We start from the raw sequence: 24,360 nt of genomic DNA on the forward strand, positions 1-24,360 counted from the left end.
GCAACCGAACTAATCGACCAGCCTTCTCCGCTGGTATGATTACTTGGCGGGCGCCGCGACAACCGCGGCGTCCGCTTCCGCGCGTCAATCCACCTTCGGGCCGGCCTTGTCGTCGGGCGTGACGTCGATCGCGATCGCGCGGCCGATCACCTTCGGCGCCGGACCGCAGTTCTTCATGCACGGGTCCTTCTTCCAGAACGACTTCTCCGCGACGTCGCGGTCGTCTTCGTAGAAGCCGTCGGCGTTCGGCATCTTCACCTTGGCGAGGTTGTCCTGGTTCAGTTCGAAGTCCTGATCCTTGATGACGTCGTTCATGTTCAGCAGATACGCCGTCAGCGCGTAGATCTCGTCGTTGCTGAGCGAGCGCGCGTTGCCGAACGGCATCGCGTGGCGGACGTAGTCGTACACCGTGGTGGCGTCCGGCCAGTACGATCCGATGGTCTTGTCGGGCCGGTCCGCCTTCAGCGTGCCGTGGCCGCCGGACAGCACCGGATAGCGGCCGACGCCTTCGCCGAACTCGCCGTGGCATGTCGAGCACTTCTCCTGGAACAGCGCATCGCCTTCGCGGGCGGTGCCCCGGCCCGGCGGCAGCCCCTGCCCGTCGGGGCGCACGTCGATGTCCCAGGCGGCGATTTCCTCCGGCAGCGCCGGGCGGCCGAGACCGAGCTTGACCGGCGCCGCGGGCGCTTTCGCCTTGGCCTCCTTGGCCGCCTCCTTGGCGGCCTTGTGCCCCGGCTTGTGCTCGGCGCCGGCCTGCGCCAGCGGCAGAGTCATCGCGGCGACGACGGCGAGGCCAGCGAGAGCCTTAAGCGATTTCGACATTTTCCGTCACTCCGTCGGGATGCACGAGCCAGGTCTGGATGCCGTTGTTGTGGTAGACCGAGTTGACGCCGCGGATCTTGCGCAGCTCGGCCTTGGTCGGCTGCACGTAGCCGGTCTCGTCGATCGCGCGCGACTGCAGCATCAGTTCCTCGCCGTTCCAGTCGAAATCGACGTAGAACCGCACGATCGACTTGTTCAGCACCGGGCCGTCGATCCGCGCCTCGACCCAGTTGCGGCCACCGTCCATCGACACGTCGACGCGCTTGACGGTGCCGCGTCCGGACCAGGCGATGCCGGTCAGCACGTTGCGGCCCTTGTGCTTCAGCGGCGCCTGCGGCGACGGCGAGGTGATCACGCTCTTGGCGTCCATCACGAAGGTGTACTTGCGGGCGCGGCCGTCCGGCATCAGGTCGGTGTACTTGGATGTCTCCTCGCGGGTCTGCCACGGCATGTCGCCGACCTCGATGCGGCGCAGCCATTTCACCCAGAGATTGCCCTGCCAGCCGGGAATCACCGCGCGCAGCGGATAGCCGTTCTCCGGGCGCAGCGCCTCGCCGTTCATCGCATAGGCGATCATCACGTCGTCGAGCGCTTTCTCCAGCGGCAGCGAGCGGTCCATCCCGGCGCTGTCGGCGCCTTCGAGCAGCAGCCATTTGGCGTTCGACTTCACGCCGGCCTGCTCCAGCAGCGTCTTCAACGTGACGCCGGTGTACATCACGTTGTGGATCATGCCGTGGGTGAACTGGCAGCCGTTGAGCTGCGCGCCGCGCCACTCCATGCCGGAATTTGCCGCGCACTCCAGGAAGTAGATCTTGTTGATGCGCGGCATCCGCTTGATGTCGTCCATGGTGAACACCAGCGGGGTGTCGACCAGCCCGTGGATCATCAGCCGGTGCTGCGCCGGATCGATCTCGGCGATGCCGCCGTGATGCCGCTCGAAGCAGACGCCGGACGGGGTGATGATGCCGTCGAGCGCATGCAGCGGCGTGAAGTTCACCGAGGATTCCGGCGAGGCAGTGAGCCACGACACGTCGCGGCGGATCACGTCCTTTTCGAATTTCGACGGCACGCCGTAAGGTCGCCGGTCGACGCCGTCACCGAGATAGCGATTCCAGTCCTGGATCTCGGTGATCGCCGGATCCGGCGTCGGGGCCGGGCCGGCCTTGGCCAGCGACGGCAGCATCGCCCCGGCGCCGGCGAGGCCGGCTGCACCAAGTCCGGCCGCGCCAAGAAACCGCCGGCGATCGAGGACGTCGGATTTGGGCTTCTCACTCATGCCGCTTGCCTCTTTTCTATCGAGATACGTGAATATGTGGAACACGGCTGTGCGCCGTCGCGGCGCGGGTTACGCGCCGGAGACTTTGACCGCGCTGTTGGGTTCGATCTTCACCGCGCCGGCGCCGGCGACGTGCTTCTCCAGCACCTCCCAGATCGGCGGACCTTCGGTGCCCTGGTTGACGCTGGCCCAGCCCGACACCGTGTACTTCCGCGACGCCTCGATCGGCTTGCCGGTCGCCAGATGCGTCATGCTGGAGATGCGCGAGCCCATCTCCTTGGAGACGTCGATCGCGTAGCCCATGCCGCCGGTGCGCACCATGTCGCCGCCGCCCTGATAGTACGGGTCGGGATGGAAGATGTTGTCGGCGATGTCCTCGAGCACGTTCTTGAGCTGCTCGCCGGTCATCTCGGTGCGGTAGCAGTTCGGGTAGGTGATCGCGGTGGCGTTGGTGATCGCCTCCCAGCTGATGCCCTCGTCCGGCAGCAGCGTGCCGCCCCAGCGGAAGCCGGGCGACAGCGCGATTTCGGTGTCGCGCTGCTTCAGCATCGCATCGCAGATCAGGTCGTCGAAGGTGCCGTTGAAATTGCCGCGGCGGTACAGCAGCGAGTCGGTCTTGCCGACGATTCGGGCGAGATCCTTGGCGTAAGGCGCGCGCAGCTTCTCGACCAGCTTTGCCATCTCGGGGTCCGGAGCGATCGCGTCGGCGAACACCGGCATCAGCTTGAAGCGGATGTCGGCGACCTTGCCGCCCTCGGCCTTGATGTCGAGCCGCGACACGAATTTGCCGTGTGAGCCCGACGCCACCAGCACGGTGTCGCCGACCTTGATCACGCCGGGCATCGCGTCGTGGGTGTGGCCGGTGAGGATGACGTCGAGGCCCTTCACCCGGCCGGCGAGCTTGCGGTCGACGTCGAACCCGTTGTGCGACAGCAGCACCACGACCGCGGCGCCGTCGGCGCGGGCCTCGTCGACCTGCTTCTGGATGTCCTCCTCGCGGATGCCGAACTCCCAGTTCGGGAACATCCAGCGCGGATTGGCGACGGCGGTGCGCGGCAGCGCCTGCCCGATCACCGCGACCTTGACGCCGCCGCGTTCGAAGGTCTTGCGCGCCTCGAACACCGGCTCCTGCCATTCGACGTCGCGGACGTTCTGCGCCAGAAACGCGAACGGCGCCTTCTCGGCGATCTCCTTGACGCGATCGGCGCCGTAGGTGAACTCCCAATGCGCCGTCATCGCGTCGATCTTCAGCCCGGCGAGCGCATCCACCATGTCCTGGCCGTTGCTCTTCAGCGAGCTCCAGCTGCCCTGCAGCGCGTCGCCGCCGTCGAGCAGCAGCACCTTGTCGTCGCCGCGTTCGGCGCGCACCGCCTTGACCAGGGTCGCGATCCGGTCGAAGCCGCCCATCTTGCCGTAGTTGCGGGCGAGCGCGGTGAAATCGTCGGCGGTCAGCGCGAACGCCTCCGGCGTGCCGGTGGCGATGTGGAAGTAGTTACGGAATTCCGCGTCGGTGAGATGTGGTGGCTTACCCTTGACCTCGCCGACCCCGAGATTGACCGAGGGCTCGCGGAAATGCAGCGGCACCAGCTGGGCATGGGTGTCGGTGATGTGCAGCAGCGTCACCGTGCCGAGCGGATCGAATTTGAGGATGTCGCTCTGGGTCAGCCGCTGCTGTGCCGCCACCCGCCCGATCGGCCCCAGGCCGCCGGCGACCGTCAGCGCCGATGCCGCCGCCGTCGCCTGCAGGAATTCCCGCCTCGAGATCATCGTTTCATCCCTTGCTTCGCGCCGCGTCGGGCACCGCCGCGATGATGCGCGGCCGTTGGTTCGGGTCGCAGGTCCGCGTTCCGGGAGCCGAACCGGCTCCCGGTGGTCTGCGACCAACTAACAGAACGTCGCCAGGCTCGCCGCGATCAGGCGACGGTCAGCTTGTGCTTGGATTCGTACACCGAGCCGTCGTCGTCCTTCCACAGGAAGGCGAACTCGCCGCTCTCCGACGCCTTGTAGAAGAACGACTGATACGGATTGGCGGAAATCGCCGGATTCCACTCGGCCTCGAACACGGTCTTGCCGTTGAACTGCGCCGTGAAGGTGTTGATGATCTTACGCGGCACGATCTTGCCGGAGGCGTCCTTGCGCTGACCGGATTCCATTTCGTGCGAGATCAGCGTCTTGATTTCGATCAGTTCGCCCGGCTTGGCCTGGGTCGGGACGCGGACGCGCGGGGTCGGTTTGACGGACATTGGAATTTCCTCGCCTGGTTTTGTTGCCGTTGCCGGATTAGCCGCCGCAGCCGCCGATGGTGACCTTCACGCTCGACTTGGTCGAGTACAGCTTGCCGTCCGACATCTCGGCGATGCAGATGATGTTCTGGGTCTGCGCCAGCCGCATCCGGGTCGAGGCCGAGGCCTTGCCGCAGGCCGGGGTGAACTTGTAGCTGACGATGCCGGGCAGCGGGTTGCCGTCGGCGAACACGTGCACCGCCTTGACGTAGTCCGCATCGGTCATCGGGCTTTCGACGTCGACGGTGATCGGCACCACCAGGCCGTTCTCGGCGATCTCCGGCACGTCGAGCTTGATCTTGCCGCTGTCGAATTTCTTGTCGCCGTACAGCTTCTTGATCTCGGCATCGACCATCGCCGCGTCGGCGAACGACATCCGCGGCGCGAGCAGTGCGGCAAGGCCGGCGATGCCCGCCAGCGCCAACGCCTCGCGACGGCTCGTCTCGGTCTTCATGAACACCATTGGACTTCCTCCATCTGGGAGTCTTTCGCTTCCCTTGCCATAGTAACGCTTGACGATTGCAAGCGCGATCGGTCATGATCCGCAAACATCATTATATTGTTTTTCTTGAATGTAAAGATGCCAGGCCCGCGCCGAGGTATCACCGACCGCAACTCACAAGACGGTCATCGGAGGAGGGAGGAACCATGAGACCCATCACCGCTGTATCGGCGGTGATCGCCATTGTGCTCTGCACAATGCCGATCGTCGCCAAAGCGCAGGACGCCAGCGAAAAGGAGATCGAGCGCTATCGCGAGATGATCTCCGATCCGATGTCGAACCCCGGGTTCCTCGCGGTCGACCGCGGTGAACAGCTCTGGGCGGAGAAGCGCGGCACCAACAACGTCTCGCTGGAAAGCTGCGATCTCGGCCTCGGCGCCGGCAAGCTGGACGGCGCGTTCGCGCAACTGCCGCGCTACTTCAAGGACGCCGACCGGGTGATGGATCTCGAGCAGCGCCTGCTGTGGTGCATGCAGAACATCCAGGGACTCGACACCAAGGACGTGGTGGCGCGCCGCTTCTCCGGTCCCGGCAAGACCTCCGACATGGAGGATCTGGTGGCGTTCATTGCCAACAAATCCAGCGGCATGAAGATCCAGCCGCAGCTCAGCCATCCCAAGGAGCAGGAGATGGCGGCGGTCGGTGAGGAACTGTTCCACCGCCGCGGCGGCGTGATGGATTTCTCCTGCTCGACCTGCCACGGCGCCGAAGGCAAGCGCATCCGCCTGCAGGGGCTGCCCTACCTTGCGGGCCCCGGCAAGGACGCGCAACTGACGATGGCGAGCTGGCCGACTTACCGCGTGTCGCAGAGCGCGCTGCGGACCTTCCAGCACCGGATCTGGGACTGCTATCGCCAGCAGCGCTGGCCGGCGCCGGACTACGGCTCCGACGGCATCACCGCGCTGACGCTTTATCTCAACAAGATCGCGGCCGGCGGCGAGCTCGCCGTGCCGTCGATCAAGCGCTGAGGGAGGACGAAGCATGACGAGGATGAAAGTCTCGGTGCTGGCGCTCGCGCTCGGCGCGCTGGCCGGCGGTTCGATCGCGGCCCATGCGGCCGACAAGGCGGTCCCGCAGAAGCCGGACGCGATGAGCAAGGCTGCGGCGCAGACCGCCGATGCCGCCAAGCCGACGCCGGCCCACAAGGTCTCCACCGAAACCGTCGACGCCTACATCAAAGCGACGTTCGGCAAGGCGCCGGAAGACTGGCAGAAGCGGATCGTCCCCGACGAGACGATGCGGGCCTGCAACCAATATCGCAACGAGGTGCCGACCGACGTCGCCGATGCGATCATGAAGCGCGAGATCACCAAGGTGGTGTATCCGGCCGACGGCAAATTCCTCGGCGACTGGAAGGCCGGCGCCAAGATCGCCAACAACGGCCGCGGCGGCCAGTTCTCCGACAAGCCCGACACCATCAACGGCGGCAATTGCTACGCCTGCCACCAGATGGCGAAATCGGAAGTGTCGTTCGGCACGCTGGGGCCGAGCCTCACCCACTACGGCAAGGACCGCAACTACACCGAAGCCGAGATCAAGCAGGCCTACACCAAGATCTACAATTCGCAGGCGGTGGTGCCGTGCTCGAACATGCCGCGGTTCGGCAGCAACGGCTTCCTCAGCGAACAGCAGATCAAGGACGTGATGGCGTTCCTGTTCGATCCGGAATCCCCGGTGAACAAGGAATAGCGGACAGTAAGGGCTCGATCCGATGACCAGATACATGCTCCCGGCGATCGCACTGATCGTCGGCGTATCGCTCGCCACCCTCGCCCGCGCCGACGACGCGCTGGTGACCACCAAGTCGCTCAGCCCGGAGCTGGCGCTCGACGCCGCAAAGGCGGCGCTCGGCGAATGCCGCAAGCAGGGCTTCCAGGTCGCGGTCGCGGTGGTCGACCGCAGCGGCCTGCCGCAGGCGATGCTGCGCGACCGCTTCGCCGGCGCGCACACGCCCAGCACCGCGACCGGCAAGGCGTGGACCGCGGTGTCGTTCAAGACGGCCACCGGCGAACTGGCCAACATGACCAAGCCCGGTATGCCGCAATCCGGCCTGCGCGACCTGCCCGGCGTCGTCGTGCTCGGCGGCGGCCTGATCATCGAAGCCGCCGGCTCGCTGGTCGCCGGCATCGGCGTCTCCGGCGCCCCCGGCGGCGAAGCCGACGAAGCCTGCGCCAAGGCCGGCGTCGAGGCGATCAAGGACAAGTTGGATTTCTAAACGCCACACCGAGTCATTCCGGGGCGCGCCGTCAGGCGCGAACCAGGAATCTCGAGGTTCGTGTGCGGGGCGGCGGCCAAGCCGTGCCCGCATCAGATTCCGGGCTCGCGCTTCGCGCGCCCCGGAATGACGAGTTGCTACACCGGCTTCTTCAGCCAGTCGGTGAACGGCATCGACTGATAGCCCTTCTGCCGGACGTATTTGAACATCGCCAGGAATTCCGGCGGCTCGAGCAGGCCGGGCATCCGGGCGACTTCGCGGTCCTGCGGCTTCCTGGCGGCGAGGCCGGCGGAGCTTTCGGGGAAGAACTGCAGCGTCGGGGTGAAGCGGATGCCGTAGGCCTGCGCGAACGCCTTCTCGCGCAGCTTGTTGCCGTCGAGATCGGTGACGTCGCGGGCGCCGATGTGATTGAGGTGCAGCACCTCGAAATTGTCGCGGATGTAGCTCTCGATCTCCGGATCGCGCATGTGCACCTCGTGCAGCTTCTTGCACGCCGGGCAGCCCTTGAGGCCCCATAGAATCGCGAAGCGCTTGCCCTTGGCGGTGGCGGCTTCGAGATCTTCCTTCACGTCGAGAAAGCTCTGCAGATACCAGTCGAGCTGATACAGCCCGTCGTCGCCGAGCACCGGCGCTGCTGCGGCCGCCGGCGCGGTGCGCAGCGACAGCGCGCCGAGCGAACCAAGGCCGAGCGCGATGGCGCCGCGGCGCGACAACCAAGCCTTCGTCATCACCTGTCCTCCCTGTTGCCGGGCGCCGTCAGCCGATCTCGCCGATCGCGGGAAAGGTCTGCAGCAGCCATCCTGAGATTCTCGGCATCGCGCCGGTGAGAAACAATACGCCGGTCAGCACCAGCGCCCCGCCCATCACCTTCTCGACCGTCGCCATCTGCGTCCGCAGCCGCGCCATCAGCCGGATGAACGCGCCGGAGAACAGCGAGGCCAGCAGGAACGGCAGCCCGATCCCCAGCGAATAGGCGCCGAGCAGCACCGCGCCGTGCGCCGCCGAGCCCTCGACCCCGGCGACCAGCAGGATCGTCGCCAGCACCGGGCCGACGCACGGCGTCCAGCCGAATGCGAACGCCAGCCCGACCACATAGGCGCCGACAAAGCCGACGCCGCGGCGGACGTTGTGAAACCGGGCCTCGCGATACAGCAGGCCGATCCGGAACACACCGAGAAAGTGCAGTCCGAGCACGATGATGACGACGCCGGCGACGATGCCGAGGGTGTCGAAATGATCGGTCACCGCCTTGCCGATCGCCGACGCCGAGGCGCCGAGCGCGACGAACACGGTGGAAAAGCCGAGCACGAAGGCGGCCGACGACGCCACCACCCGCCAATCGATCGCCTTGACCGGCTGGTCGCCACCGCGGGTCAGTTGGTCCAGGCTGACGCCGGCCAGAAAGCACAGATACGGCGGCACCAGCGGCAGCACGCAGGGCGACAGGAACGACAGCACCCCGGCCCCGAAGGCGCCGACCATCGAGATATTGGAGACCACCGCGTTTCCGCCCCTAGAAGATACATGCGAATTCGTCTATATGTATCACATCATGGGCCAGAAGATGCTGAAATCGACTCTCATCGGCGCGATTCTGTTGTGTGCAGCGCAGCTATCGGCTGCGGCGGCGCACGCGGCCGAGCTGGTGATGTTCGAACGCGACGGCTGCGTCTGGTGCGCGCGCTGGGACCGTGACGTCGGCCAGATCTATCCCAAGACCGACGAAGCCAGGCTGCTGCCGCTGCGGCGCATCAATATGGACCACGCCAAGGAGCCTGGCCTCGGCCTTGCGAGCCCGGTGCGGTTCACCCCGACCTTCGTGGTGATCGACCAAGGCCGCGAGGTCGGCCGCATCACCGGCTATATCAACGACGATTCGTTCTGGGGCCTGCTCGGCGCGCTGGCCGCCAAGGTGACGCCGCCGCCGCGGCGCGGCCACACCTGATATCGTGCATATGCCGCAGATGACATGTTGCAACGCCAACTGAAACGATAGCTGATCGCCATGACCTCGATCCTCGAACCCGACATCGAGAACGAACTCCGCGACGGCGCGGAGTACTCGCCCGAGCTCGATATGCTGATGCGCCGGGCGCGCAAGGCCAGCAACTTCCTGAAAGCGGTGTCGCACGAGAACCGGCTACTGCTGCTGTGCCTGCTCGCCGAACGCGAACGCTCGGTCAGCGAACTGGAGAACATCCTGTCGCTGCGGCAGTCGGCGGTGTCGCAGCAGCTCGCCCGGCTGCGCTACGACGGCATGGTCGACACCAGGCGGGACGGTAAGACTATTTACTACAGCCTCGCCAACGACGACGTCCGTCGCGTGATCTCGGTGATCTATGATATCTTCTGTTCGTCCGCGCGGGACGGCCAGAAGTAAGCGATCCCTCGCGGCGCGCCGATAAGACAATAAGCTGACGCAAGCGGCTGTCGCACGCCTGCGCGCCAACGAGGAAACTCCATGCAGGACGCATCCGCCTGGATGCTCGCGCTGGCCGGCCTGTGCGTCGGCGTCGTCGCCGGTTTCTTCGTGCGGCTGGCGCGGCTGTGCTCGTTCGGCGCGGTCGAGGACGCGCTGATGGGCGGCGACACCCGCCGCCTGCGCATTTTCGGCCTGGCGCTCGGCATCGCGCTGCTCGGCACCCAGGCGCTGGTGATCGCCGGCCAGCTCGACCCCGACCAGTCCAACTACACGGCGCCGGCGCTGCCGCTGGTCTCGATCGCGATCGGCAGCGTGCTGTTCGGCGTCGGCATGGCGTTCGTCGGCACCTGCGGGTTCGGCTCGCTGGTGCGGCTCGGCACCGGCGATCTCCGCAGCTTCGTGGTGATCCTGGTGCTCGGCGGCGCCGCCTATGCGACGCTGCGCGGGATGTTGTCCGGCTTCCGCATCACCGTGCTGGAACGGTTCGCCGTGACGATGCCGGACGGCGTCAGTACCGACTTCGCCGCGTTGACCCGGTACTATACCGGGATCGACCTGCGGGCGCTGATCGCCGCGCTCGGCGGCGGCGTGCTGTGCCTGATCGCGCTCGGCGACAAACGGCTGCGGCGGACGCCGCGGCTGCTCGCCGCCGGGGTCGCGCTCGGCGTGCTGACGGTGGTCGGCTGGCTCGCCACCACCCGGCTCGCCGATCCGTTCGCCGGGCCGGTGCATCCGCAGAGCCTGACCTTCGTCTCGACCATCGGCAAGGCGGTGTATGCGGGGCTGCTGAACGCCGGCAATTTCGCCGATTTCGGCGTCGGCACGGTGTTCGGCGTGGTCGCCGGCTCGTTCCTCGCCGCCTGGCGCGCCGACGAGCTGCGCTGGGAGGCGTTCGACGACGATCACGAGATGCGCCGCCACGTCGCCGGCGCGGCGCTGATGGGGTTCGGCGGCATTCTGACCGGCGGCTGCACCATCGGCCAGGGCATCACCGCAGGCTCGATGCTGGCGCTGTCGTGGCCGATCGCGATTCTCGGCATGATGCTCGGCGCCCGGATCGGCATCGCGGTGCTGGTCGACGGCTCGCCGCGCGAATTGCTGCGGCGCCGGTTCGACGCCTGGCGCGAATGGCTGCAGCGGCGGCCGCAGCCGGCGGTTACGGCCGCAAATAAGCCCAGCCGTCCCCCTGCAGCTCCATCAGACGCACCGCACCGGACGGCACCGCGCTCGCTTGCGGAATGAGATTGACGGCGTGGCCCTCGCGCTTCTCCATCCCGGTCTTGGTGTTCTCGCAGGCGGCGAAGGCGATGCTGGAGGGGAACGCGCCCTCGGCGATCTGCTTGATGCGGTCCTTCACCGGCGATGAATCGGCGCGCAGCATGTGCAGGCCGGGGCCGAAGGTGACGACCTCGACCTGAACGTCCTCGTTCTTGGCCTTGTAGTACTCGATGATGTTGGCGGCGTTGTTCAGCGCCAGGTTCATCACCGCCGGATCGTTCTGATCGACCTGGATCGCGACCCGGTGCGCCTTGGCGTCGGCAGCGAAACCCGGCACCGCGGTGACCGTCAGCAACGCCACAGCGACGGCGGCCTTGAACAGCGACTTCATCGTGATCCTCCCCGGTTGTTGTTTGACGTGCAAACTAACCACCGCGATCGCCGCTGTCACCAAAGGATCAGCGGGACCAAGTGATCACGTTGCCGTCAGGTCGAAAGGGAAACTCAGGCTCGTCATTCCGGGGCACGCGTGAAACGCGTGAACCCGGAATCCCGAGATGGCTCGAAGAGAGATTCCGGGTTCGCGAGCTGCGCTCGCGCCCCGGAATGACTCTGGCGTGAGACACTCAGCGCGTCGCCAGCGCCGCGACCGGTGCGAAGCGGCGGATGCCGAGTGCGGCGCCGCCGACGATGCCGGCGACCGCGATGAACGACGGCAGCGCCAGCGTCGACAGGCCGGTGAGGCCCTGCCCGACCGAGCAGCCATAGGCCATCGCGCCGCCCGAGCCCATCAGCACGGCGCCGACCGTCGAGCGCAGCATATGCGGCGCCGAGGTGAAGCCCTCCAGCGCGAAGCGGCCGGTGAGCAGCGCGGTGGTGGCGCTGCCGGCGAGCACGCCGACGGCGAGCGCGACGCCGAAGCTCAGTGTCAGGCCGGTGGAGAACATCACGTATTGCAGCGTATCAGCCAGCGGCGCCACGAAGCTCAGCGAGGTCGCCGGGATCGGGTTGAAGTCGTCGGCGCCGAAGTAACCGGTGGTGAGCCAGCCGGCGACGACCAGCAGGCCGATCACCACGCCGGCCGCAATCTGGCCGGGAGCGCGACGGAACGAGCGGTCGGAAAATGCGAATGCGAGCAGCGCGCCGGACGCGATCAGCACCGCGGCGATCTGCGCGACCGCTTCGCCGAGGCCGGCGGCGCCGAGCAGTGACGGCACCGAGACGTGCGGCGGCGACACCTGGGTCCATTGCAGGAAGGCGAGCCGCGCCGGCGCGAACAGGCCCTTCAGCGTGATCTGCGCCGCGACCGCGATCAGGCCGACCACCAGCAGCGAGCGCAGATTGCCCTTGCCGAGCAGCACCAGCGCGCGCGAGGCGCAGCCGTTCGCTAGCACCATGCCGAGGCCGAACATCAGGCCGCCAAGGAAGATCAGCGGCGCCGAGAACGACGGCTGCAGATACAGCGACTTGCCGATGTCGACGGTGCCGAGCCCGGCGATCAGCTGGGTGCCGGCGATCGCCACCGCGAGCGCCACCGCGTAGCTGCGCAGCTTGCGGCCGTCGTCCTTGGTCCAGTAGTCGCGCAAGCCGCTCATCAGGCAGAAGCCGCTCAGCAGCCCGGCGACGCCGAACGCGGCGCCGATCGCGAAGCTCAGCACGATCACCAGTTCCGGCATCTGCATCGATCGATCCTCCAGCCGGCGCGCCAAAAGGCCGCGCCTCCGACCGACGATGTACGCATCGCCGCAAAACCGGTAAATACGTGAGGAAAATTAAGCAGGAAGTTGCAGCACCTGTGGACTGCGCAGAGTTTTGTCCTTTGTGCGCCGCGCCGGGGATGAAATTATTCTCCGGCCGATGGCGACGGTTCCGCATGTTGCGCGTTGAAGACCGCGCCGTTCCACCGCAAGTTCCACTCCCCGCCTCCTCTCACCTTTCGAGACTGCGATTCCCTTCATGACGCTCGACCAGATTCTGCTGTTCGTCCTGTTCGCCGCCATCCTGGCGATGCTGGTGTGGGGCCGGTTCCGCCACGATCTGGTCGCGGCGGCCGGACTATTCATCGCGGTGGCGCTCGGGCTGGTGCCGCAGGATGCGGCGTTCTCCGGCTTCTCCAATCCGGCGGTGGTGGTGGTCGCGCTGGTGCTGATCGCCTCGCGCGCATTCGAAAATTCCGGCGCGCTCGGCCTGGTCGCGCAATGGGCGGTCGACGACAAACGGCCGATCGGCACCCACATCGCGCTGGTCGGCGGCATCGCCGCTGCGCTGTCGGCGGTGATCAACAACGTCGCAGCGCTCGCGCTGCTGATGCCGATGGACATCCAGGCGGCGCGCAAAGCGGGCCGCCCGCCTGGCATGACGCTGATGGCACTGTCGTTCGCCACCATCCTGGGCGGCATGACCACACTGATCGGCACGCCGCCGAACATCATCGCCTCCTCGATCCGCGCCGAACAGCTCGGCCAACCCTACCGGATGTTCGACTTCGCGCCGGTCGGCGTCGCGGTCGCGGTTGCCGGCGTGATCTTCGTCGCGCTGATCGGCTGGCGGCTGGTGCCGCGCCGTCACGACAGCGCCGCCGAGCTCGCCTCGGAATCCTCGTTCGAAGCCGAACTCGAAGTCGGCAAGGACTCGCCCGCGGTCGGCAGGCTGGTCGCCGAGTTCGAGGACGACGCCGAGAACGCCGACGTGCTGATCACCGGCCTGATCCGCGACGGCACACTGCGGCGGAGCGGTGCGCGGCTCTACACCATCGAGCCGGACGACCTCTTGGTGGTGAAAGGCTCGGGCGACGCGATCGCCGCCTTCATCAAGGCGACCAATCTGCAGGAGGCGTCGTCGTCCGACAGCGAGGAGCGGGATGCGCCGGCGCGCAAGCGCGACGACACCGGCAAGGACGACGGCGACGCCAAGGAGCGCAACGGCGGCTCGGCGATCGTCGAGGTGGTGGTCCGCGCCGATTCCTATCTGGTCGGCCAGTCCGCGGCGGCGCTACGGCTGCGCAAGCGCTTCGCGCTGACCCTGCTCGGCATCTCTCATGCCGGCAAGCTGGCGCGCGAAAAGGTCGGCGACCGCATCATCGAGGCCGGCGACGTGCTGCTGCTGACCGGCCCCGGCGCGGCCTCGACCGCGACGCTGAATTCGATGCGGCTGCTGCCGGTGAACACCATCAACGTCGCGCCGTATCGCGCCTGGAAGGTCGCGCTCACCGTCGGGCTGTTCGTCGCGGCGATCGCGGCGGCCTCGTTCGGGCTGCTGTCGTTCACGGTGGCGATCGCGATGGCGGTGGTGGCCTATGCGGCATTCGGCCTGGTGCCGGCGCGCGACTTCTACTCGACGATCGAGTGGCCGGTGGTGGTGATGCTGGCCTGTCTGCTGCCGATCGGCGCCGCCTTCGACAAGGTCGGCGGCACCGCGCTGGTCGCCGGATGGATCGGCGAGATCACCCAGGGCTATTCGCCGGTGGTGGCATTGGTGGCGCTGATGGTCGCGACCATGATGCTGTCCGACGTGCTCAACAACGTCGCCACCATCGTGGTCGCCGGACCGATCGCAATCGATCTCGCCCACCGCGTCGGCGGCAATCCCGACACCTTCCTGATGGCGGTGACGATCGCGGCGTCCTGCGCCTTCCTCACCCCGATCGGTCACAAGAACAACACGCTGATCATGGGCCCGGGCGGCTTCCGCTTCGCCGATTACTGGCGGATGGGGCTGCCGCTCGAACTGGTGGTGCTCGTGGTGGCGGTGCCGATGCTGCTGATCGTGTGGCCGATCTGATCGTTACAACGACCCGACCGTCGCCGCGACCATCCGCCAGCGCACACCGCGGCCGCCGAATTCGTCGCCGAGCGTATCGAGCAGCGCACGCAGCTCGGCCGCTTCGGCGGTGACGACGATCTCGACCGACAGCGTGTGACCGCGGACTTGTTCGACCACGCTGTCGTAGTCGACGTCGCGGCCGTAGCCTTCGACCTCGCGGGCGGTGAAGCCGACGCGCGCGGTCGGCTCGTGCGCCAGCATCGCGGCGATCACCTCGTCCTTCAGCGCCACCGGCACCAGCAGCGTCAGCACCATCGCGCTCATCGCGGGGCCTCCTGCGTCTTCGGAGCAGGCGGAATCCCGAAGCGGCGATACAGCACCGGCAGGATCACCAACGTCAGCAGCGTCGAGGTGACGAGACCGCCGATCACCACCACCGCCAGCGGCCGCTGCACGTCGGCGCCCGGACCGGTGGCGTAGAGCAGCGGCACCAGGCCGAACGCGGTGATGCTGGCGGTCAGCAGGATCGGCCGCAGCCGGCGCTGCGCGCCGAGCTCGACGATCTGATCCGGCGGCAGCCCCTGGCTGCGCAGCAGGTTGAAATACGACACCAGCACCAGGCCGTTCAGCACCGCGATGCCGAGCAGCGCGATGAAGCCGACCGAGGCCGGCACCGACAGATATTCGCCGGTGATCAGCAGGCTGAACACGCCGCCGATCAGCGCGAATGGGATGTTGATGAACACCAAGAGCGACTGTCGCAGCGACGAGAAGGTGACGAACAGCAGCAGGAACACCAGCGCGAGCGCGATCGGCACCACGATGCCGAGCCGCGCCGCGGCGCGCTGCTGGTTCTCGAACTGGCCGCCCCAGACGATACTGGTGCCTTCCGGCAGCTTGACCTTGGCGGCGACCGCGGCCTTGGCCTCGTCGACGAAACCGACGAGGTCGCGGCCCGAGACGTTGCTCATCACCAGCGCCAGCCGGCGGCCGTTCTCGCGGTCGATCTTCACCGGCCCGTCGATCCGCTCCAGCCGGGCGACGTTGGCGAGCGGCACCGACTTGCCGTCGGCCAGTACCAGATTGATGCCGGCGAGCCGCGCCGGGGATTCGCGCAGCGACTCGGTGCCGCGGATCAGCACCGGCGTGCGGCGGCCTTGTTCGACCACGATGCCGGCCTGACGGCCTTCGATCTGGGTGCGCAGCGCTTCGGTGAGCGCATCGACGTCGAGCCCGAGCCGGCCGGCCTGCAGCCGGTCGATCGCGACATTGTAGTACTCGAAGCCTTCGTTCAGCGTGGTGCGGACGTCTTCGGCGCCCTTCAGCGTCTTCAGCGTCGCGGTGATCTGTTCGGCCAGCCTGTTCAACGTCGGGATATCGGTGCCGAAGATCTTTGCCACCACGTCGCCGCGGGCGCCGATGATCATCTCCTGCACCCGCATCTCGATCGGCTGGGTGAACGAGAAGCCGATGCCGGGGAAGCCGGCGAGCGCCTTGCGCAGCTCGCCCATCAGCCAGTCCTTGTCGTGCGGCCGGCGCCACTCCGCCTCGGGCTTGAGGATGACGTAGGTATCGGTCTGGTTGAGGCCCATCGGATCGAGGCCGAGTTCGTCGGAGCCGACGCGAGCCACGATGCTCTTCACTTCGGGCACTGCGTCCATCACCGCCCGCTGGATCTTGAGGTCGAGATTGACGCTCTCTTCGAGCCCGATCGACGGCAGCTTTTCGACGCTGATGATCGGGGTGCCCTCTTCCATCGTCGGCATGAAGATCTTGCCGAGCTGGCCATAGGCGAACACGGTCGCGACCAGCGCCAGCGCCGACACCGCCAGCACCGCCTTTTCGTGATGCAGCGCGAACCGCAGCACCGGCGTGTAGCCGGCGCCGATCTTGCGCACCAGCCAGGTATCACCGTGACCGGCGGTCTTCAGCAGCAGCGACGCCAGCACCGGGATCACGGTGAGCGCGAGCAGCAGCGACGAGCCGAGCGCGAACACGATCGCCAGCGCCACCGGGATGAACAGCTTGCCTTCAAGCCCCTGCAGCGTCAGCAGCGGCAGGAACACGATGACGATGATGCCGATGCCGGAGGTCACCGGCACCACCACCTCGCGCAGCGCCTGATAGATCCGGTGCAGCAGCGGCACCTGCGCGGCGTGGCGGTCGTGGGCGAGATGCGACACCACGTTTTCGACCACCACCACCGAGGCGTCGATCAGCATGCCGATCGCGACGGCGAGGCCGCCGAGGCTCATCAGATTAGCCGACATTCCGGCCCAGCGCATCAGCACGAAGGTGGCGAGCGCCGACAGCGGCAGCGTCAGCGCCACCACCAGCGCGGCGCGCCAGTCGCCAAGGAACAGGATCAGCAGCACGATCACCAGCACCACGGCTTCGAGCAGCGACTTCGACACCGTGCCGACGGCGCGGCCGACCAGATCGCCGCGATCGTAGAACACGTTCAGCGTCACGCCCTTCGGCAGCGTCGGCTCCAGCTCCTTGAACTTGGCGCGAACGCCGTCGACGACGTCGCGCGCGTTGGCGCCGCGCAGGCCGAGCACCAGGCCCTGCACCGCTTCGCCCTGGCCGTCGCGCGTCACCGCGCCATAGCGGGTGATGCTGCCGATCCGCACTTCGGCGACGTCGCGCACCCGCACCATGCCGCCGTCGCGCGAGGCCAGCACGATGTCGCGCAGATCGTCGAGATTGCGGACCTGGCCGTCGACGCGGACCAGCAGCACTTCCTCGCCGGCCGACAGCCGCCCGGCGCCGCCGTTGCGGTTGTTCTTCTCGATCGCCTTCTCCAGCGTGTCGATGGTGATGCCATGCGAGGCCATCGCCAGATTGTCGGGGACGATCTCGAAGCTGCGCACGAAGCCGCCGAGCGAATTGACGTCGGCCACCCCGGGCAGCGTGCGCAGCGCCGGACGGATGGTCCAGTCGAGCAATGTCCGCCGCTCCGCCATCGTCAGGTCGCCGCCCTCGATGGTGAACATGAACATCTCGCCGAGCGGCGTGGTGATCGGCGCCAGACCTCCGGTGAGGCCGTCGGGCATGTCCTTCATCGCCGAGGCGAGCCGTTCGGCGACCTGGTTGCGGGCCCAATAGATGTCGACGCCGTCGGCAAAATCGATGGTGACGTCGGCGAGGCCGTATTTGGTGGTCGAGCGCAGGATCGTCTTGTTGGGGATGCCGAGCATTTCCAGCTCGAGCGGCATCGTCACCCGGGTCTCGACCTCCTCGGGCGTCATGCCCGGGGCCTTCATGATGATCTTGACCTGGACCGGCGAGACGTCGGGGAAGGCGTCGATCGGCAGATGCCGGAACGCCAGCACGCCGGCGCCGATCAGCAGCAGCGTCGCCAGCACCACCAGCAGGCGATGCGACAGCGAGAACTCGACGAGACGGGTCAACATCTACTCGACCCCGCCGAGTCCCTGCCAGGCGCCCTTCAGCGCAGCGATGCCGCGCACCGCGATCCGCTCGTCGCCGCGGAAGCTGCCGCTCACCACCGCGAACTGCGGCAGCTCCTCGCGTATCTTCACCGGCGTGGCGACGAAGCCGCCGTCGGTCTGCACGAACACGAAGGCGTCCTTGCCCCGCCGCACCATCGCGCCGCTGTGCACCCGCCATTCGGCCGAGCCGCTGGTGAGGGGCGCGATCTGCGCCTCGACGATCTGGCCGGGCCGCAGGTCGGGATCGGGCTCGTCGAATTCGGCGCGGACGATCACGGTCTGCGAGGTCGGCTCGACGCTGGAGCCGATCGACACCACCTTGCCGACGCAGTCATGGCCGCGCAGCGTGACCCGGGCGCCGACTGCGAACTCGTCGGCGCGCAGCGCCGGCACCTGGATTTCGACCCACAGCGGCGCGAGCTGCGCCAGCTTGAACACCAGCGCCAGCGCCTCGACGGTCTGGCCGGGCGTCGTCGGGCTTTCCAGCACCACGCCGTCGATCGGTGCGATCAGCGTCAGCCGGGGATCGAGCTTCTGAGTCGCCGCCAGTTTCTCGACCGCATCCTCGGTCATGCCGACATGCAGCAGCGCCTGGCGCCGCTCGGCGGCGGTGGCCTTGGCCTGTTCGTATTCGCTCTGGGTGACGATGACCTGCTTCCTGGTCACCGCACCGTAGGGCGCGAGCTGCGTCTCGCGGTCGAGATTGGTCTTGAGCAGCCGCTCTTTGTTGTAGGCGACCAGATATTCGGCTTGGGCGTTGGCGAGCGCCGGGCTCTGAATCTCGGCGAGCAGATCGCCGGCCTTCACCACCGTGTCGATCCGCACCAGCAGCCGCTCGATCCGGCCGCCGAGCGGCGCATTCATCAATCGGCTGCGATCCGGCGGTACCGCGATTTTGCCGGGGAAGCTGAGGCCGGCCGCGGCCGGCTGCTTCTCCAGCGGCGAGGTCTCGATCCCGACGCGTTCGGCCTGCTGTTTTGAGATCGGCAGTTCGTCCCCGGCGCGCGCGGTCCCGCACGACAGCGCGGCGGCAAGCAAAAGCCAAATGGTCGAAAAGCGGAGCATGGATCTGTCACTGGCACCTGTGCCGGCCCGAAGGCGCCGGACGCGCCGGCTCCCCGCAGCCGCCGCAACGAGCCACTTGCCTAAGCTAGCGCGGCTGACAGGACGCTGACAGAGGCGAACGCAGTCGGCGTCAACCGCTGCTGCACAACGACCGCAGCTACTTGCCAGCGATTCGCAGCAAAGCTCCGTGCGGTCCTTCAGGCCGCGCGCTGGGCCAGCATGTCGGCGCGGACCCGGCCGAGATAGTCGCGAATCCGGTGCGCCAGCGTCTCCGACTGCGACGACAGATGGGTCGAGGCGGTCATCGTCGAGGCGGCGGATTGCTCGGTGTCGCGGGCACTGGCGGTCACCGCCTGGATGCTGCCGGCGATGTCGCTGACCACGTCGTAGGCCTGCTCGATGTTCTTGGCGATGTCGGCGGTGGCGGCGGTTTGCGCTTCGGCGGCGCCAGCGACCGCCGCGGTGATGTCGTCGACCTCGGACATCACCGTGCCGATCTCGCCGATCGACCGGCTGACGAGATCGGCGGCGCTGTGGACGTGCTCGACCTGATCCTCGATCTCGCCGGTGAATTTGGCGGTCTGTTCGGCCAGCGCCTTCACCTCGGCGGCGACCACCGCGAAACCGCGACCGGCCTCGCCGGCGCGCGCCGCCTCGATGGTGGCGTTGAGCGCCAGCAGATTGGTTTGGCCGGCGATCACTTCGATCGACTTCACCACCTCGGCGATCCGCTCGGCGACGCTGCGCAGGCTGGCGACGTTGGCGGAGGCGTCCGACACCCGGCTCACCGCGCGGCCGACCACTTCGGCGGAGCGGCCGATCTCGGCGCCGACCTCGCGGGCGCTGGCCGACAATTCGGTGGTGGCGGCGGCGACGCTGCGCATGTTGTTGCTGGCCTGCTCCGCGGCTGCCGCGACGCTGGTGAGGCGTTCGCGGGTGAGCGAGGCGCCGCTGGTCAGGCTGCCGGCGGTGTCGCGCATGCCGCGGGAATCCTCGTCGAGCGACGACACCACGTCGGTCACCGCGGATTCGAGCTGCGCCGCCTGCTGGGCGAAACTGTCGATCCGCGATTCGATGCTGTCGGTGGCGGCATTGATGGTCTTGGCACCGCGTAGCAGCGCGCCGTGCAGGCCCCCGGGCAAAATGCGGCGGAAGTAACGCCGGTGCTGCACCGCGTCCATGGCGGCGGTGGCCTCGCGCACGAAGGCATCGCAGCCGTCGATCACGTCGTTGACGGCGCGCAGCATGTCGCCGGTGCGGCCGTTGTCGGGGATATGCAGAATGCGCGCCTCGAAGTCGCCGGCGGCGATCCTCTGGCAGACGTCGCGCGCCTGGCCGATCAGCCGGGTGGTCTGCACCATCCTGTACAGCGCGACGCACGTCGCCAGGATCGCGAAGGCCTGGATCGTCATTGCCGCGGCGCGATAGTCCAGCGCTTCCAACGCGAGCGCGATCGACGACGCCACGATGATGACGGCGATGTTAAGCTGCGCTTTGGAGAGCGAACATAAGTTCGTCATAGCTGACCTTCTTCGAGGCGACGAAATCGGTGAGCGCCTTGAGGCCGGCCTCGACCGCCTGCTTGCCGTTGGCGCAGCTCTGCTCGACCCGCAGCACCTCGGCATAGAGCGGCGCGATCGCGCCCGCGACCACGCTCGGATCCGGGGTGCGGCGATTGGAGTGATAGGCGACGATGTTGCCGTTTGCGTCGAACGACGGCGTGATGTGGGCGAACACCCAATAATGGTCGCCGCTGCGCGCCATGTTCTTGACGTAGCCGAAGATCTCGCGGCCCGCCGCGATCGTGTCCCACACCAGACGGAACACTGCACGCGGCATGTCGGGATGGCGGATGATGCTGTGCGGCTGACCGAGCAGTTCCGCCTCGCTGTAGCCGGCGATGTGACAGAAGGTGCGGTTGGCGTAGGTGATGCGGCCTTTCAGATCGGTCTTGGACACGATCAGTTCGCCTGCCGGGAAGAAGACTTCCTTGCCGGTCGGGCGGATTTGGACAACCATCGCCTTTCTCCTTGGAGGGCACGCCTCTGTTTTTGGTAGGATCAGGGGTTTGAATTTGTCTTAAGACTCAGGTCCGACGCTGTATCGCTGCTGCAAACACGTATTCGTACGAAGCCTCGTTGGAGCTGCGCAAGACCGGCGATCACTCGCCGGCCGCAGTGCGGCTCATGTAGCTCGCTGTTCGACCAGTTCCTTGCGCACCAGGCCGAGATAGCCGTTGATCTGCTGCGCCAGTTGCTCGGATTGCAGGGATAGCTGCGCCGACGTCGTCATCGTCGACGTCGCGGCACGTTCGTTGTCTTCGGCGTTTCCGGCGAGCACGTGGATGGTTTCGGAGATTTCGCGCACCACCGCGAACGCCTCCTCGATGTTGCGCGCGATCTCGGCGGTCGATTGCGACTGCGCGCCTGCCGCTCCGGCGACCTGACGGGTGATACGGTCGATCTCGGCGATCACGGTGCCGATCTCGCCGATCGAATGGCCGACCGCGCCGGCGGCGCCGTGGACCTGGCCGACCTGCGCTTCGATCTCGCCGGTGAACTGCGCGGTCTGCGACGCCAGCGCCTTGACCTCGTGCGCCACCACGGCGAAGCCTCGGCCGGCGTCGCCGGCCCGCGCGGCCTCGATCGTGGCGTTGAGCGCGAGCAGATTTGTCTGGCTGGCGATCGCCTGGATCGCCTTCACCATCTCGCCGATATTGTTGGCGACCTGCTGCAGCGCATCGACACTGCCGCTGGCCTCACCGACGCTGCCGACCGCGCGGGCAACGATCGCGGCGGAGCGTTCGATCTCGGTCCGCACGCCGCTCGCGCTCGAGGTCAGTTCGGAGGTCGCGGAGGCGACCGATTGCATGTTGGCGGTCGCCTGCTCGGACGAGGCGGCGACCGAAGCCAGCCGTTCGCGTGCCGACGAGGCGCCGGTCGTCAGCGTGCCGGCGGTGTCCTTCATCTGCGCCGAGCCGCGGTCGAGCGCAGTGACGATCGCGCTGGTGGTCGCCTCCAGCTCCGCGGTGCGGCCTTCGAAGCTCTTGATCCGCCGTTCGATGTTTTCAGCCGCTGCGTTGATGGCGCCGGCGCCGTGCAACAGCGCCCCGTGCAGTCCGCCCGGCAGGATGCGGCGGAAGTACTTGTTGTGGTGCATCGCGGTCATCGCCGCTGTCGCCTCGCGGACGAAGGCGTCGCAATCGTCGATCATGTCGTTGATGGACCGCAGCAGCGTTCCGGTGCGGCCGTCGTCGCGAATACCGAGGATCCGCGCTTCGAAATCGCCGTCGGCGATGCGGCGGCAGACGTCGCTGGCCTCGCCGAGCAGCCGCCGCGTCTGGCCGATGCGGAACAACGCCAGCCCGGCGAATGCCAGCACGGCGGCCTGGATCATCATCGCGGCGACGCAATAACCGAGCGCTCCACAGGCCGCCGCCGTGCCCGCGGCGACGATCAGTCCGGCAACGTCAAGCCGCGCTCTTGAGAGAGAACATAAGTTCGTCATAGGAGACCTTCCGAGAGGCGACGAAATCGGACAGCGCGCGGCAGCCGGCCGACAACGCTTCCTTGGGATTGGCGTGGCTGCGCTCGAGGCGAAGGATATCGGCGTAGAGCGGGATGATCGCGCCTTCGAGCACGCCGCGATCCGGCGCGCGACGGTTGGAGTGATAGCCGACGATCCGGCCCGAACCGTCGAACGACGGGGTGACGTGCGCAAACACCCAATAATGGTCGCCGGTGCGCGTCATGTTCTTCACGTAGGCGAAGATCTCGCGGCCCTGCTGCACCGCATCCCACAGCAGCTTGAACACCGCGCGCGGCATGTCCGGATGGCGGATGACGTTGTGCGGCCGGCCGATCAGTTCGGCCTCGCCATAGCCGGCGACATCGCAGAACAGACGGTTGGCGTAGGTCAGCCGTCCTTTGGTGTCGGTCTTGGACACGATCAATTCAGACGCTGGGAAGAAGGCCTCCCGTCCGCTCGGCGTGACGTGGCGCATAGACGACCTCGATGGAACTCATTGCGCTTGCTCGTTAGTCGCAGAAGTGTTGCGAATGGGTTTATTCCACGAAAGGTGAATGACTAAAGTTCACAAATTGAACAATTGCACCATCATGATACCGATCGTGTTGCGACCCCGGCGGGCAGCCGGTGGTGGAAAAGGTATCTTGGTAGGCCACTCGAGCGGCCGAGCTTCGATCCGCCGTCAGCCGCCGAGGCCGTGTGCGATCACCTTGCGCATCAGATTGGGCAGAGCCTCGTCCGCCAGCGTCGCGATCTGCGTCCAGCGCATGCCGGCCGGGGCCCGGGTGCCCGCCGGGGCGTGCGCCACATACACCGTCAGCTCCAGCGGGAAGTGGGTGAACACATGGCTGACGACGCCGGCCGTGCGGTGCCAGCGGGTGACGCCCTTTACGACCGGCGCCTGGGCCTTGGCGGCAGCTTCGTCGTGATCGGGCAGCCAGTCGGAATTCGGCACCTCGGTCATGCCGCCGAGCAGGCCCTTGGCGGGGCGGCTGCGAACCAGCACCTGGTCGCCGCGGATCACCACGAAGGCGGCGCCGCGGCGCAGCGCCCCGGTCTTCTTCGGCGCCTTGCGCGGGAAGCTGTCGACGTCGCCGCGCAGCCGCGCCGCGCAGCCGTCCATCAGCGGGCACAGCGCGCAAGCCGGCTTCTTCGGCGTGCAGATCGTGGCGCCGAGATCCATCAGCGCCTGGGCACTGTCGCCGGCGCGGGACGGGCCGAGCAATGTCTCGGCCAGCGCCTTGATGCGCGGCTTGGCCTTCGGCAGTTCGTCCTCGACCGCGTAGAGCCGCGACACCACCCGCTCGATATTGCCGTCGACCGGCATCGTCCGGCGGCCGAACGCGATCGCGGCGATCGCGGCTGCGGTGTACGGCCCGACGCCGGGCAGAGCCCGCAGCCCCTCTTCGGTGTCGGGAAAACGGCCGCCATGCTGGCGCGTCACCGCCACCGCGCAGGCGTGCAGATTGCGGGCGCGCGAGTAGTAGCCGAGCCCGGCCCACATCTTCAGCACGTCGTCGAGCGAGGCTTCGCCCAGCGCGGTGACGCTCGGCCACCGCGCCATGAACTTTTCGAAATACGGCCCGACCGCCCGCACCGTGGTCTGCTGCAGCATGATTTCCGACAGCCACACCGCATAGGGATCGGCCGTCGCGCCCGGCAACGCCCGCCACGGCAGGCTGCGGCGATGGCGGTCGTACCAGGTCAGCAGCGCTTGCGGCCGGACACGCGCGGCCTCGCCCTCCGTCTCGTGCTCTGCTGTGATGACCGGGGATTGTTTCCGCCGCGGCGCTGCGCCTGCTAGACTCATGAC

The 24,360-nt window shown here is 67.3% G+C and carries 24 protein-coding genes; 7 read left to right on the top strand and 17 right to left on the bottom strand.

Annotation, left to right across the window (positions count from 1 at the left end):
- Positions 1–84 precede the first annotated feature (84 nt).
- The 5 genes from DWA33_RS08985 to soxY form a co-directional block, all read right to left on the bottom strand.
- Positions 85–822, bottom strand: coding sequence for a c-type cytochrome (locus tag DWA33_RS08985; RefSeq protein WP_114357754.1), 738 nt, complete (start codon positions 820–822; stop codon positions 85–87).
- Complete coding sequence (gene soxC / locus DWA33_RS08990) at positions 806–2,098, bottom strand: sulfite dehydrogenase (protein ID WP_114357755.1); 1,293 nt, start codon at positions 2,096–2,098, stop codon at positions 806–808. The genes DWA33_RS08985 and soxC overlap by 17 nt, the downstream gene beginning before the upstream one ends.
- Positions 2,099–2,167: 69 nt before the next feature.
- Positions 2,168–3,865 carry a thiosulfohydrolase SoxB gene (gene soxB, locus DWA33_RS08995; RefSeq protein ID WP_114357756.1) on the bottom strand — a complete coding sequence of 566 codons (1,698 nt, stop codon included), beginning with the start codon at positions 3,863–3,865 and terminating at the stop codon, positions 2,168–2,170.
- Between the two features lie 146 nt (positions 3,866–4,011).
- Entirely contained in the window at positions 4,012–4,341 is a 330-nt protein-coding gene (gene soxZ / locus DWA33_RS09000) for a thiosulfate oxidation carrier complex protein SoxZ (protein ID WP_114357757.1), read from the bottom strand.
- Positions 4,342–4,378: 37 nt separating this feature from the next.
- The gene (gene soxY / locus DWA33_RS09005; RefSeq protein WP_107356982.1) at positions 4,379–4,843 is read right to left on the bottom strand and encodes a thiosulfate oxidation carrier protein SoxY; all 465 of its coding nucleotides are present in this window, start codon (positions 4,841–4,843) and stop codon (positions 4,379–4,381) included.
- A 185-nt stretch (positions 4,844–5,028) separates the two neighbouring features.
- On the opposite strand from soxY, the gene soxA reads away from it, so the two are divergent.
- From soxA to DWA33_RS09020, 3 genes are read left to right on the top strand one after another with little or no spacing between them, the layout of a single operon-like run.
- Positions 5,029–5,850: a sulfur oxidation c-type cytochrome SoxA gene (gene soxA, locus DWA33_RS09010; RefSeq protein ID WP_114357758.1), complete on the top strand. Its 822-nt coding sequence runs from the start codon at positions 5,029–5,031 to the stop codon at positions 5,848–5,850.
- Between the two features lie 13 nt (positions 5,851–5,863).
- Positions 5,864–6,571 (top strand): sulfur oxidation c-type cytochrome SoxX, encoded by a 708-nt coding sequence (soxX, locus tag DWA33_RS09015; protein ID WP_114357759.1) that lies wholly within the window; start codon positions 5,864–5,866, stop codon positions 6,569–6,571.
- Positions 6,572–6,593: 22 nt separating this feature from the next.
- Positions 6,594–7,097, top strand: coding sequence for a GlcG/HbpS family heme-binding protein (locus DWA33_RS09020; protein ID WP_181902392.1), 504 nt, complete (start codon positions 6,594–6,596; stop codon positions 7,095–7,097).
- A gap of 137 nt (positions 7,098–7,234) precedes the next feature.
- Here the strand turns inward: DWA33_RS09020 and DWA33_RS09025 are convergent, their stop codons facing one another.
- Entirely contained in the window at positions 7,235–7,825 is a 591-nt protein-coding gene (locus DWA33_RS09025) for a SoxW family protein (RefSeq protein WP_114357760.1), read from the bottom strand.
- Between the two features lie 28 nt (positions 7,826–7,853).
- Positions 7,854–8,597: a cytochrome c biogenesis CcdA family protein gene (locus DWA33_RS09030; protein ID WP_114357761.1), complete on the bottom strand. Its 744-nt coding sequence runs from the start codon at positions 8,595–8,597 to the stop codon at positions 7,854–7,856.
- Between the two features lie 40 nt (positions 8,598–8,637).
- Between DWA33_RS09030 and DWA33_RS09035 the strand changes: the two genes are divergently transcribed.
- The 3 genes from DWA33_RS09035 (at position 8,638) to DWA33_RS09045 (ending at position 10,761) form a co-directional block, all read left to right on the top strand.
- Positions 8,638–9,042 (top strand): thioredoxin fold domain-containing protein, encoded by a 405-nt coding sequence (locus tag DWA33_RS09035; protein ID WP_181902393.1) that lies wholly within the window; start codon positions 8,638–8,640, stop codon positions 9,040–9,042.
- Between the two features lie 60 nt (positions 9,043–9,102).
- A complete protein-coding gene (locus DWA33_RS09040) occupies positions 9,103–9,477 on the top strand; it encodes an ArsR/SmtB family transcription factor (RefSeq protein WP_114357762.1) in 375 nt (124 codons plus the stop codon).
- A gap of 81 nt (positions 9,478–9,558) precedes the next feature.
- Complete coding sequence (locus DWA33_RS09045; RefSeq protein ID WP_114357763.1) at positions 9,559–10,761, top strand: YeeE/YedE family protein; 1,203 nt, start codon at positions 9,559–9,561, stop codon at positions 10,759–10,761.
- Here the strand turns inward: DWA33_RS09045 and DWA33_RS09050 are convergent.
- Together DWA33_RS09050 and DWA33_RS09055 are read right to left on the bottom strand one after the other, a co-directional pair.
- On the bottom strand, positions 10,676–11,128 hold the full coding sequence (locus DWA33_RS09050; protein ID WP_114357764.1) for a DsrE family protein: 453 nt from the start codon (positions 11,126–11,128) through the stop codon (positions 10,676–10,678). The two genes, DWA33_RS09045 and DWA33_RS09050, sit on opposite strands and share 86 nt — an antisense overlap.
- A gap of 235 nt (positions 11,129–11,363) precedes the next feature.
- Positions 11,364–12,419, bottom strand: a complete 1,056-nt coding sequence (locus DWA33_RS09055; RefSeq protein ID WP_114357906.1) for a YeeE/YedE family protein — start codon at positions 12,417–12,419, stop codon at positions 11,364–11,366.
- Positions 12,420–12,693: 274 nt separating this feature from the next.
- On the opposite strand from DWA33_RS09055, the gene DWA33_RS09060 reads away from it, so the two are divergent.
- Positions 12,694–14,517, top strand: coding sequence for an SLC13 family permease (locus tag DWA33_RS09060; protein WP_114357765.1), 1,824 nt, complete (start codon positions 12,694–12,696; stop codon positions 14,515–14,517).
- A 3-nt stretch (positions 14,518–14,520) separates the two neighbouring features.
- Here the strand turns inward: DWA33_RS09060 and DWA33_RS09065 are convergent, their stop codons facing one another.
- From DWA33_RS09065 to mutY, 8 genes are all read right to left on the bottom strand, one after another.
- Positions 14,521–14,823 (bottom strand): DUF3240 family protein, encoded by a 303-nt coding sequence (locus DWA33_RS09065; RefSeq protein ID WP_114357766.1) that lies wholly within the window; start codon positions 14,821–14,823, stop codon positions 14,521–14,523.
- Complete coding sequence (locus tag DWA33_RS09070; protein ID WP_114357767.1) at positions 14,820–17,915, bottom strand: efflux RND transporter permease subunit; 3,096 nt, start codon at positions 17,913–17,915, stop codon at positions 14,820–14,822. Before DWA33_RS09070 ends, DWA33_RS09065 begins: the two co-directional genes overlap by 4 nt.
- Positions 17,916–19,019 carry an efflux RND transporter periplasmic adaptor subunit gene (locus DWA33_RS09075; RefSeq protein WP_114357768.1) on the bottom strand — a complete coding sequence of 368 codons (1,104 nt, stop codon included), beginning with the start codon at positions 19,017–19,019 and terminating at the stop codon, positions 17,916–17,918.
- A gap of 197 nt (positions 19,020–19,216) precedes the next feature.
- Positions 19,217–20,539 (bottom strand): methyl-accepting chemotaxis protein, encoded by a 1,323-nt coding sequence (locus DWA33_RS09080; protein WP_114357769.1) that lies wholly within the window; start codon positions 20,537–20,539, stop codon positions 19,217–19,219.
- A complete protein-coding gene (locus DWA33_RS09085) occupies positions 20,502–21,038 on the bottom strand; it encodes a PAS domain-containing protein (RefSeq protein WP_114357770.1) in 537 nt (178 codons plus the stop codon). The genes DWA33_RS09080 and DWA33_RS09085 overlap by 38 nt, the downstream gene beginning before the upstream one ends.
- A gap of 165 nt (positions 21,039–21,203) precedes the next feature.
- Positions 21,204–22,418, bottom strand: coding sequence for a methyl-accepting chemotaxis protein (locus DWA33_RS09090; protein ID WP_283808604.1), 1,215 nt, complete (start codon positions 22,416–22,418; stop codon positions 21,204–21,206).
- Positions 22,419–22,488: 70 nt separating this feature from the next.
- Complete coding sequence (locus DWA33_RS09095; RefSeq protein WP_114357772.1) at positions 22,489–23,022, bottom strand: PAS domain-containing protein; 534 nt, start codon at positions 23,020–23,022, stop codon at positions 22,489–22,491.
- A gap of 207 nt (positions 23,023–23,229) precedes the next feature.
- The gene (gene mutY / locus DWA33_RS09100; RefSeq protein WP_181902394.1) at positions 23,230–24,357 is read right to left on the bottom strand and encodes an A/G-specific adenine glycosylase; all 1,128 of its coding nucleotides are present in this window, start codon (positions 24,355–24,357) and stop codon (positions 23,230–23,232) included.
- Positions 24,358–24,360 lie beyond the last annotated feature (3 nt).

Source organism: Rhodopseudomonas pentothenatexigens, assembly GCF_900218015.1.
Taxonomy (GTDB): Bacteria; Pseudomonadota; Alphaproteobacteria; order Rhizobiales; family Xanthobacteraceae; genus Rhodopseudomonas; species Rhodopseudomonas pentothenatexigens.

Excerpts from the sequence above, each read along its gene's own strand:
- DWA33_RS08985 (WP_114357754.1), bottom strand. The coding sequence starts at position 822 with ATGTCGAAATCGCTTAAGGCTCTCGCTGGCCTCGCCGTCGTCGCCGCG.
- soxC (WP_114357755.1), bottom strand. The coding sequence starts at position 2,098 with ATGAGTGAGAAGCCCAAATCCGACGTCCTCGATCGCCGGCGGTTTCTT.
- soxB (WP_114357756.1), bottom strand. The coding sequence starts at position 3,865 with ATGATCTCGAGGCGGGAATTCCTGCAGGCGACGGCGGCGGCATCGGCG.
- soxZ (WP_114357757.1), bottom strand. The coding sequence starts at position 4,341 with ATGTCCGTCAAACCGACCCCGCGCGTCCGCGTCCCGACCCAGGCCAAG.
- soxY (WP_107356982.1), bottom strand. The coding sequence starts at position 4,843 with ATGGTGTTCATGAAGACCGAGACGAGCCGTCGCGAGGCGTTGGCGCTG.
- soxA (WP_114357758.1), top strand. The coding sequence starts at position 5,029 with ATGAGACCCATCACCGCTGTATCGGCGGTGATCGCCATTGTGCTCTGC.
- soxX (WP_114357759.1), top strand. The coding sequence starts at position 5,864 with ATGACGAGGATGAAAGTCTCGGTGCTGGCGCTCGCGCTCGGCGCGCTG.
- DWA33_RS09020 (WP_181902392.1), top strand. The coding sequence starts at position 6,594 with ATGACCAGATACATGCTCCCGGCGATCGCACTGATCGTCGGCGTATCG.
- DWA33_RS09025 (WP_114357760.1), bottom strand. The coding sequence starts at position 7,825 with ATGACGAAGGCTTGGTTGTCGCGCCGCGGCGCCATCGCGCTCGGCCTT.
- DWA33_RS09035 (WP_181902393.1), top strand. The coding sequence starts at position 8,638 with ATGTATCACATCATGGGCCAGAAGATGCTGAAATCGACTCTCATCGGC.
- DWA33_RS09040 (WP_114357762.1), top strand. The coding sequence starts at position 9,103 with ATGACCTCGATCCTCGAACCCGACATCGAGAACGAACTCCGCGACGGC.
- DWA33_RS09045 (WP_114357763.1), top strand. The coding sequence starts at position 9,559 with ATGCAGGACGCATCCGCCTGGATGCTCGCGCTGGCCGGCCTGTGCGTC.
- DWA33_RS09050 (WP_114357764.1), bottom strand. The coding sequence starts at position 11,128 with ATGAAGTCGCTGTTCAAGGCCGCCGTCGCTGTGGCGTTGCTGACGGTC.
- DWA33_RS09055 (WP_114357906.1), bottom strand. The coding sequence starts at position 12,419 with ATGCAGATGCCGGAACTGGTGATCGTGCTGAGCTTCGCGATCGGCGCC.
- DWA33_RS09060 (WP_114357765.1), top strand. The coding sequence starts at position 12,694 with ATGACGCTCGACCAGATTCTGCTGTTCGTCCTGTTCGCCGCCATCCTG.
- DWA33_RS09065 (WP_114357766.1), bottom strand. The coding sequence starts at position 14,823 with ATGAGCGCGATGGTGCTGACGCTGCTGGTGCCGGTGGCGCTGAAGGAC.
- DWA33_RS09070 (WP_114357767.1), bottom strand. The coding sequence starts at position 17,915 with ATGTTGACCCGTCTCGTCGAGTTCTCGCTGTCGCATCGCCTGCTGGTG.
- DWA33_RS09075 (WP_114357768.1), bottom strand. The coding sequence starts at position 19,019 with ATGCTCCGCTTTTCGACCATTTGGCTTTTGCTTGCCGCCGCGCTGTCG.
- DWA33_RS09080 (WP_114357769.1), bottom strand. The coding sequence starts at position 20,539 with ATGACGAACTTATGTTCGCTCTCCAAAGCGCAGCTTAACATCGCCGTC.
- DWA33_RS09085 (WP_114357770.1), bottom strand. The coding sequence starts at position 21,038 with ATGGTTGTCCAAATCCGCCCGACCGGCAAGGAAGTCTTCTTCCCGGCA.
- DWA33_RS09090 (WP_283808604.1), bottom strand. The coding sequence starts at position 22,418 with ATGATGATCCAGGCCGCCGTGCTGGCATTCGCCGGGCTGGCGTTGTTC.
- DWA33_RS09095 (WP_114357772.1), bottom strand. The coding sequence starts at position 23,022 with ATGCGCCACGTCACGCCGAGCGGACGGGAGGCCTTCTTCCCAGCGTCT.
- mutY (WP_181902394.1), bottom strand. The coding sequence starts at position 24,357 with ATGAGTCTAGCAGGCGCAGCGCCGCGGCGGAAACAATCCCCGGTCATC.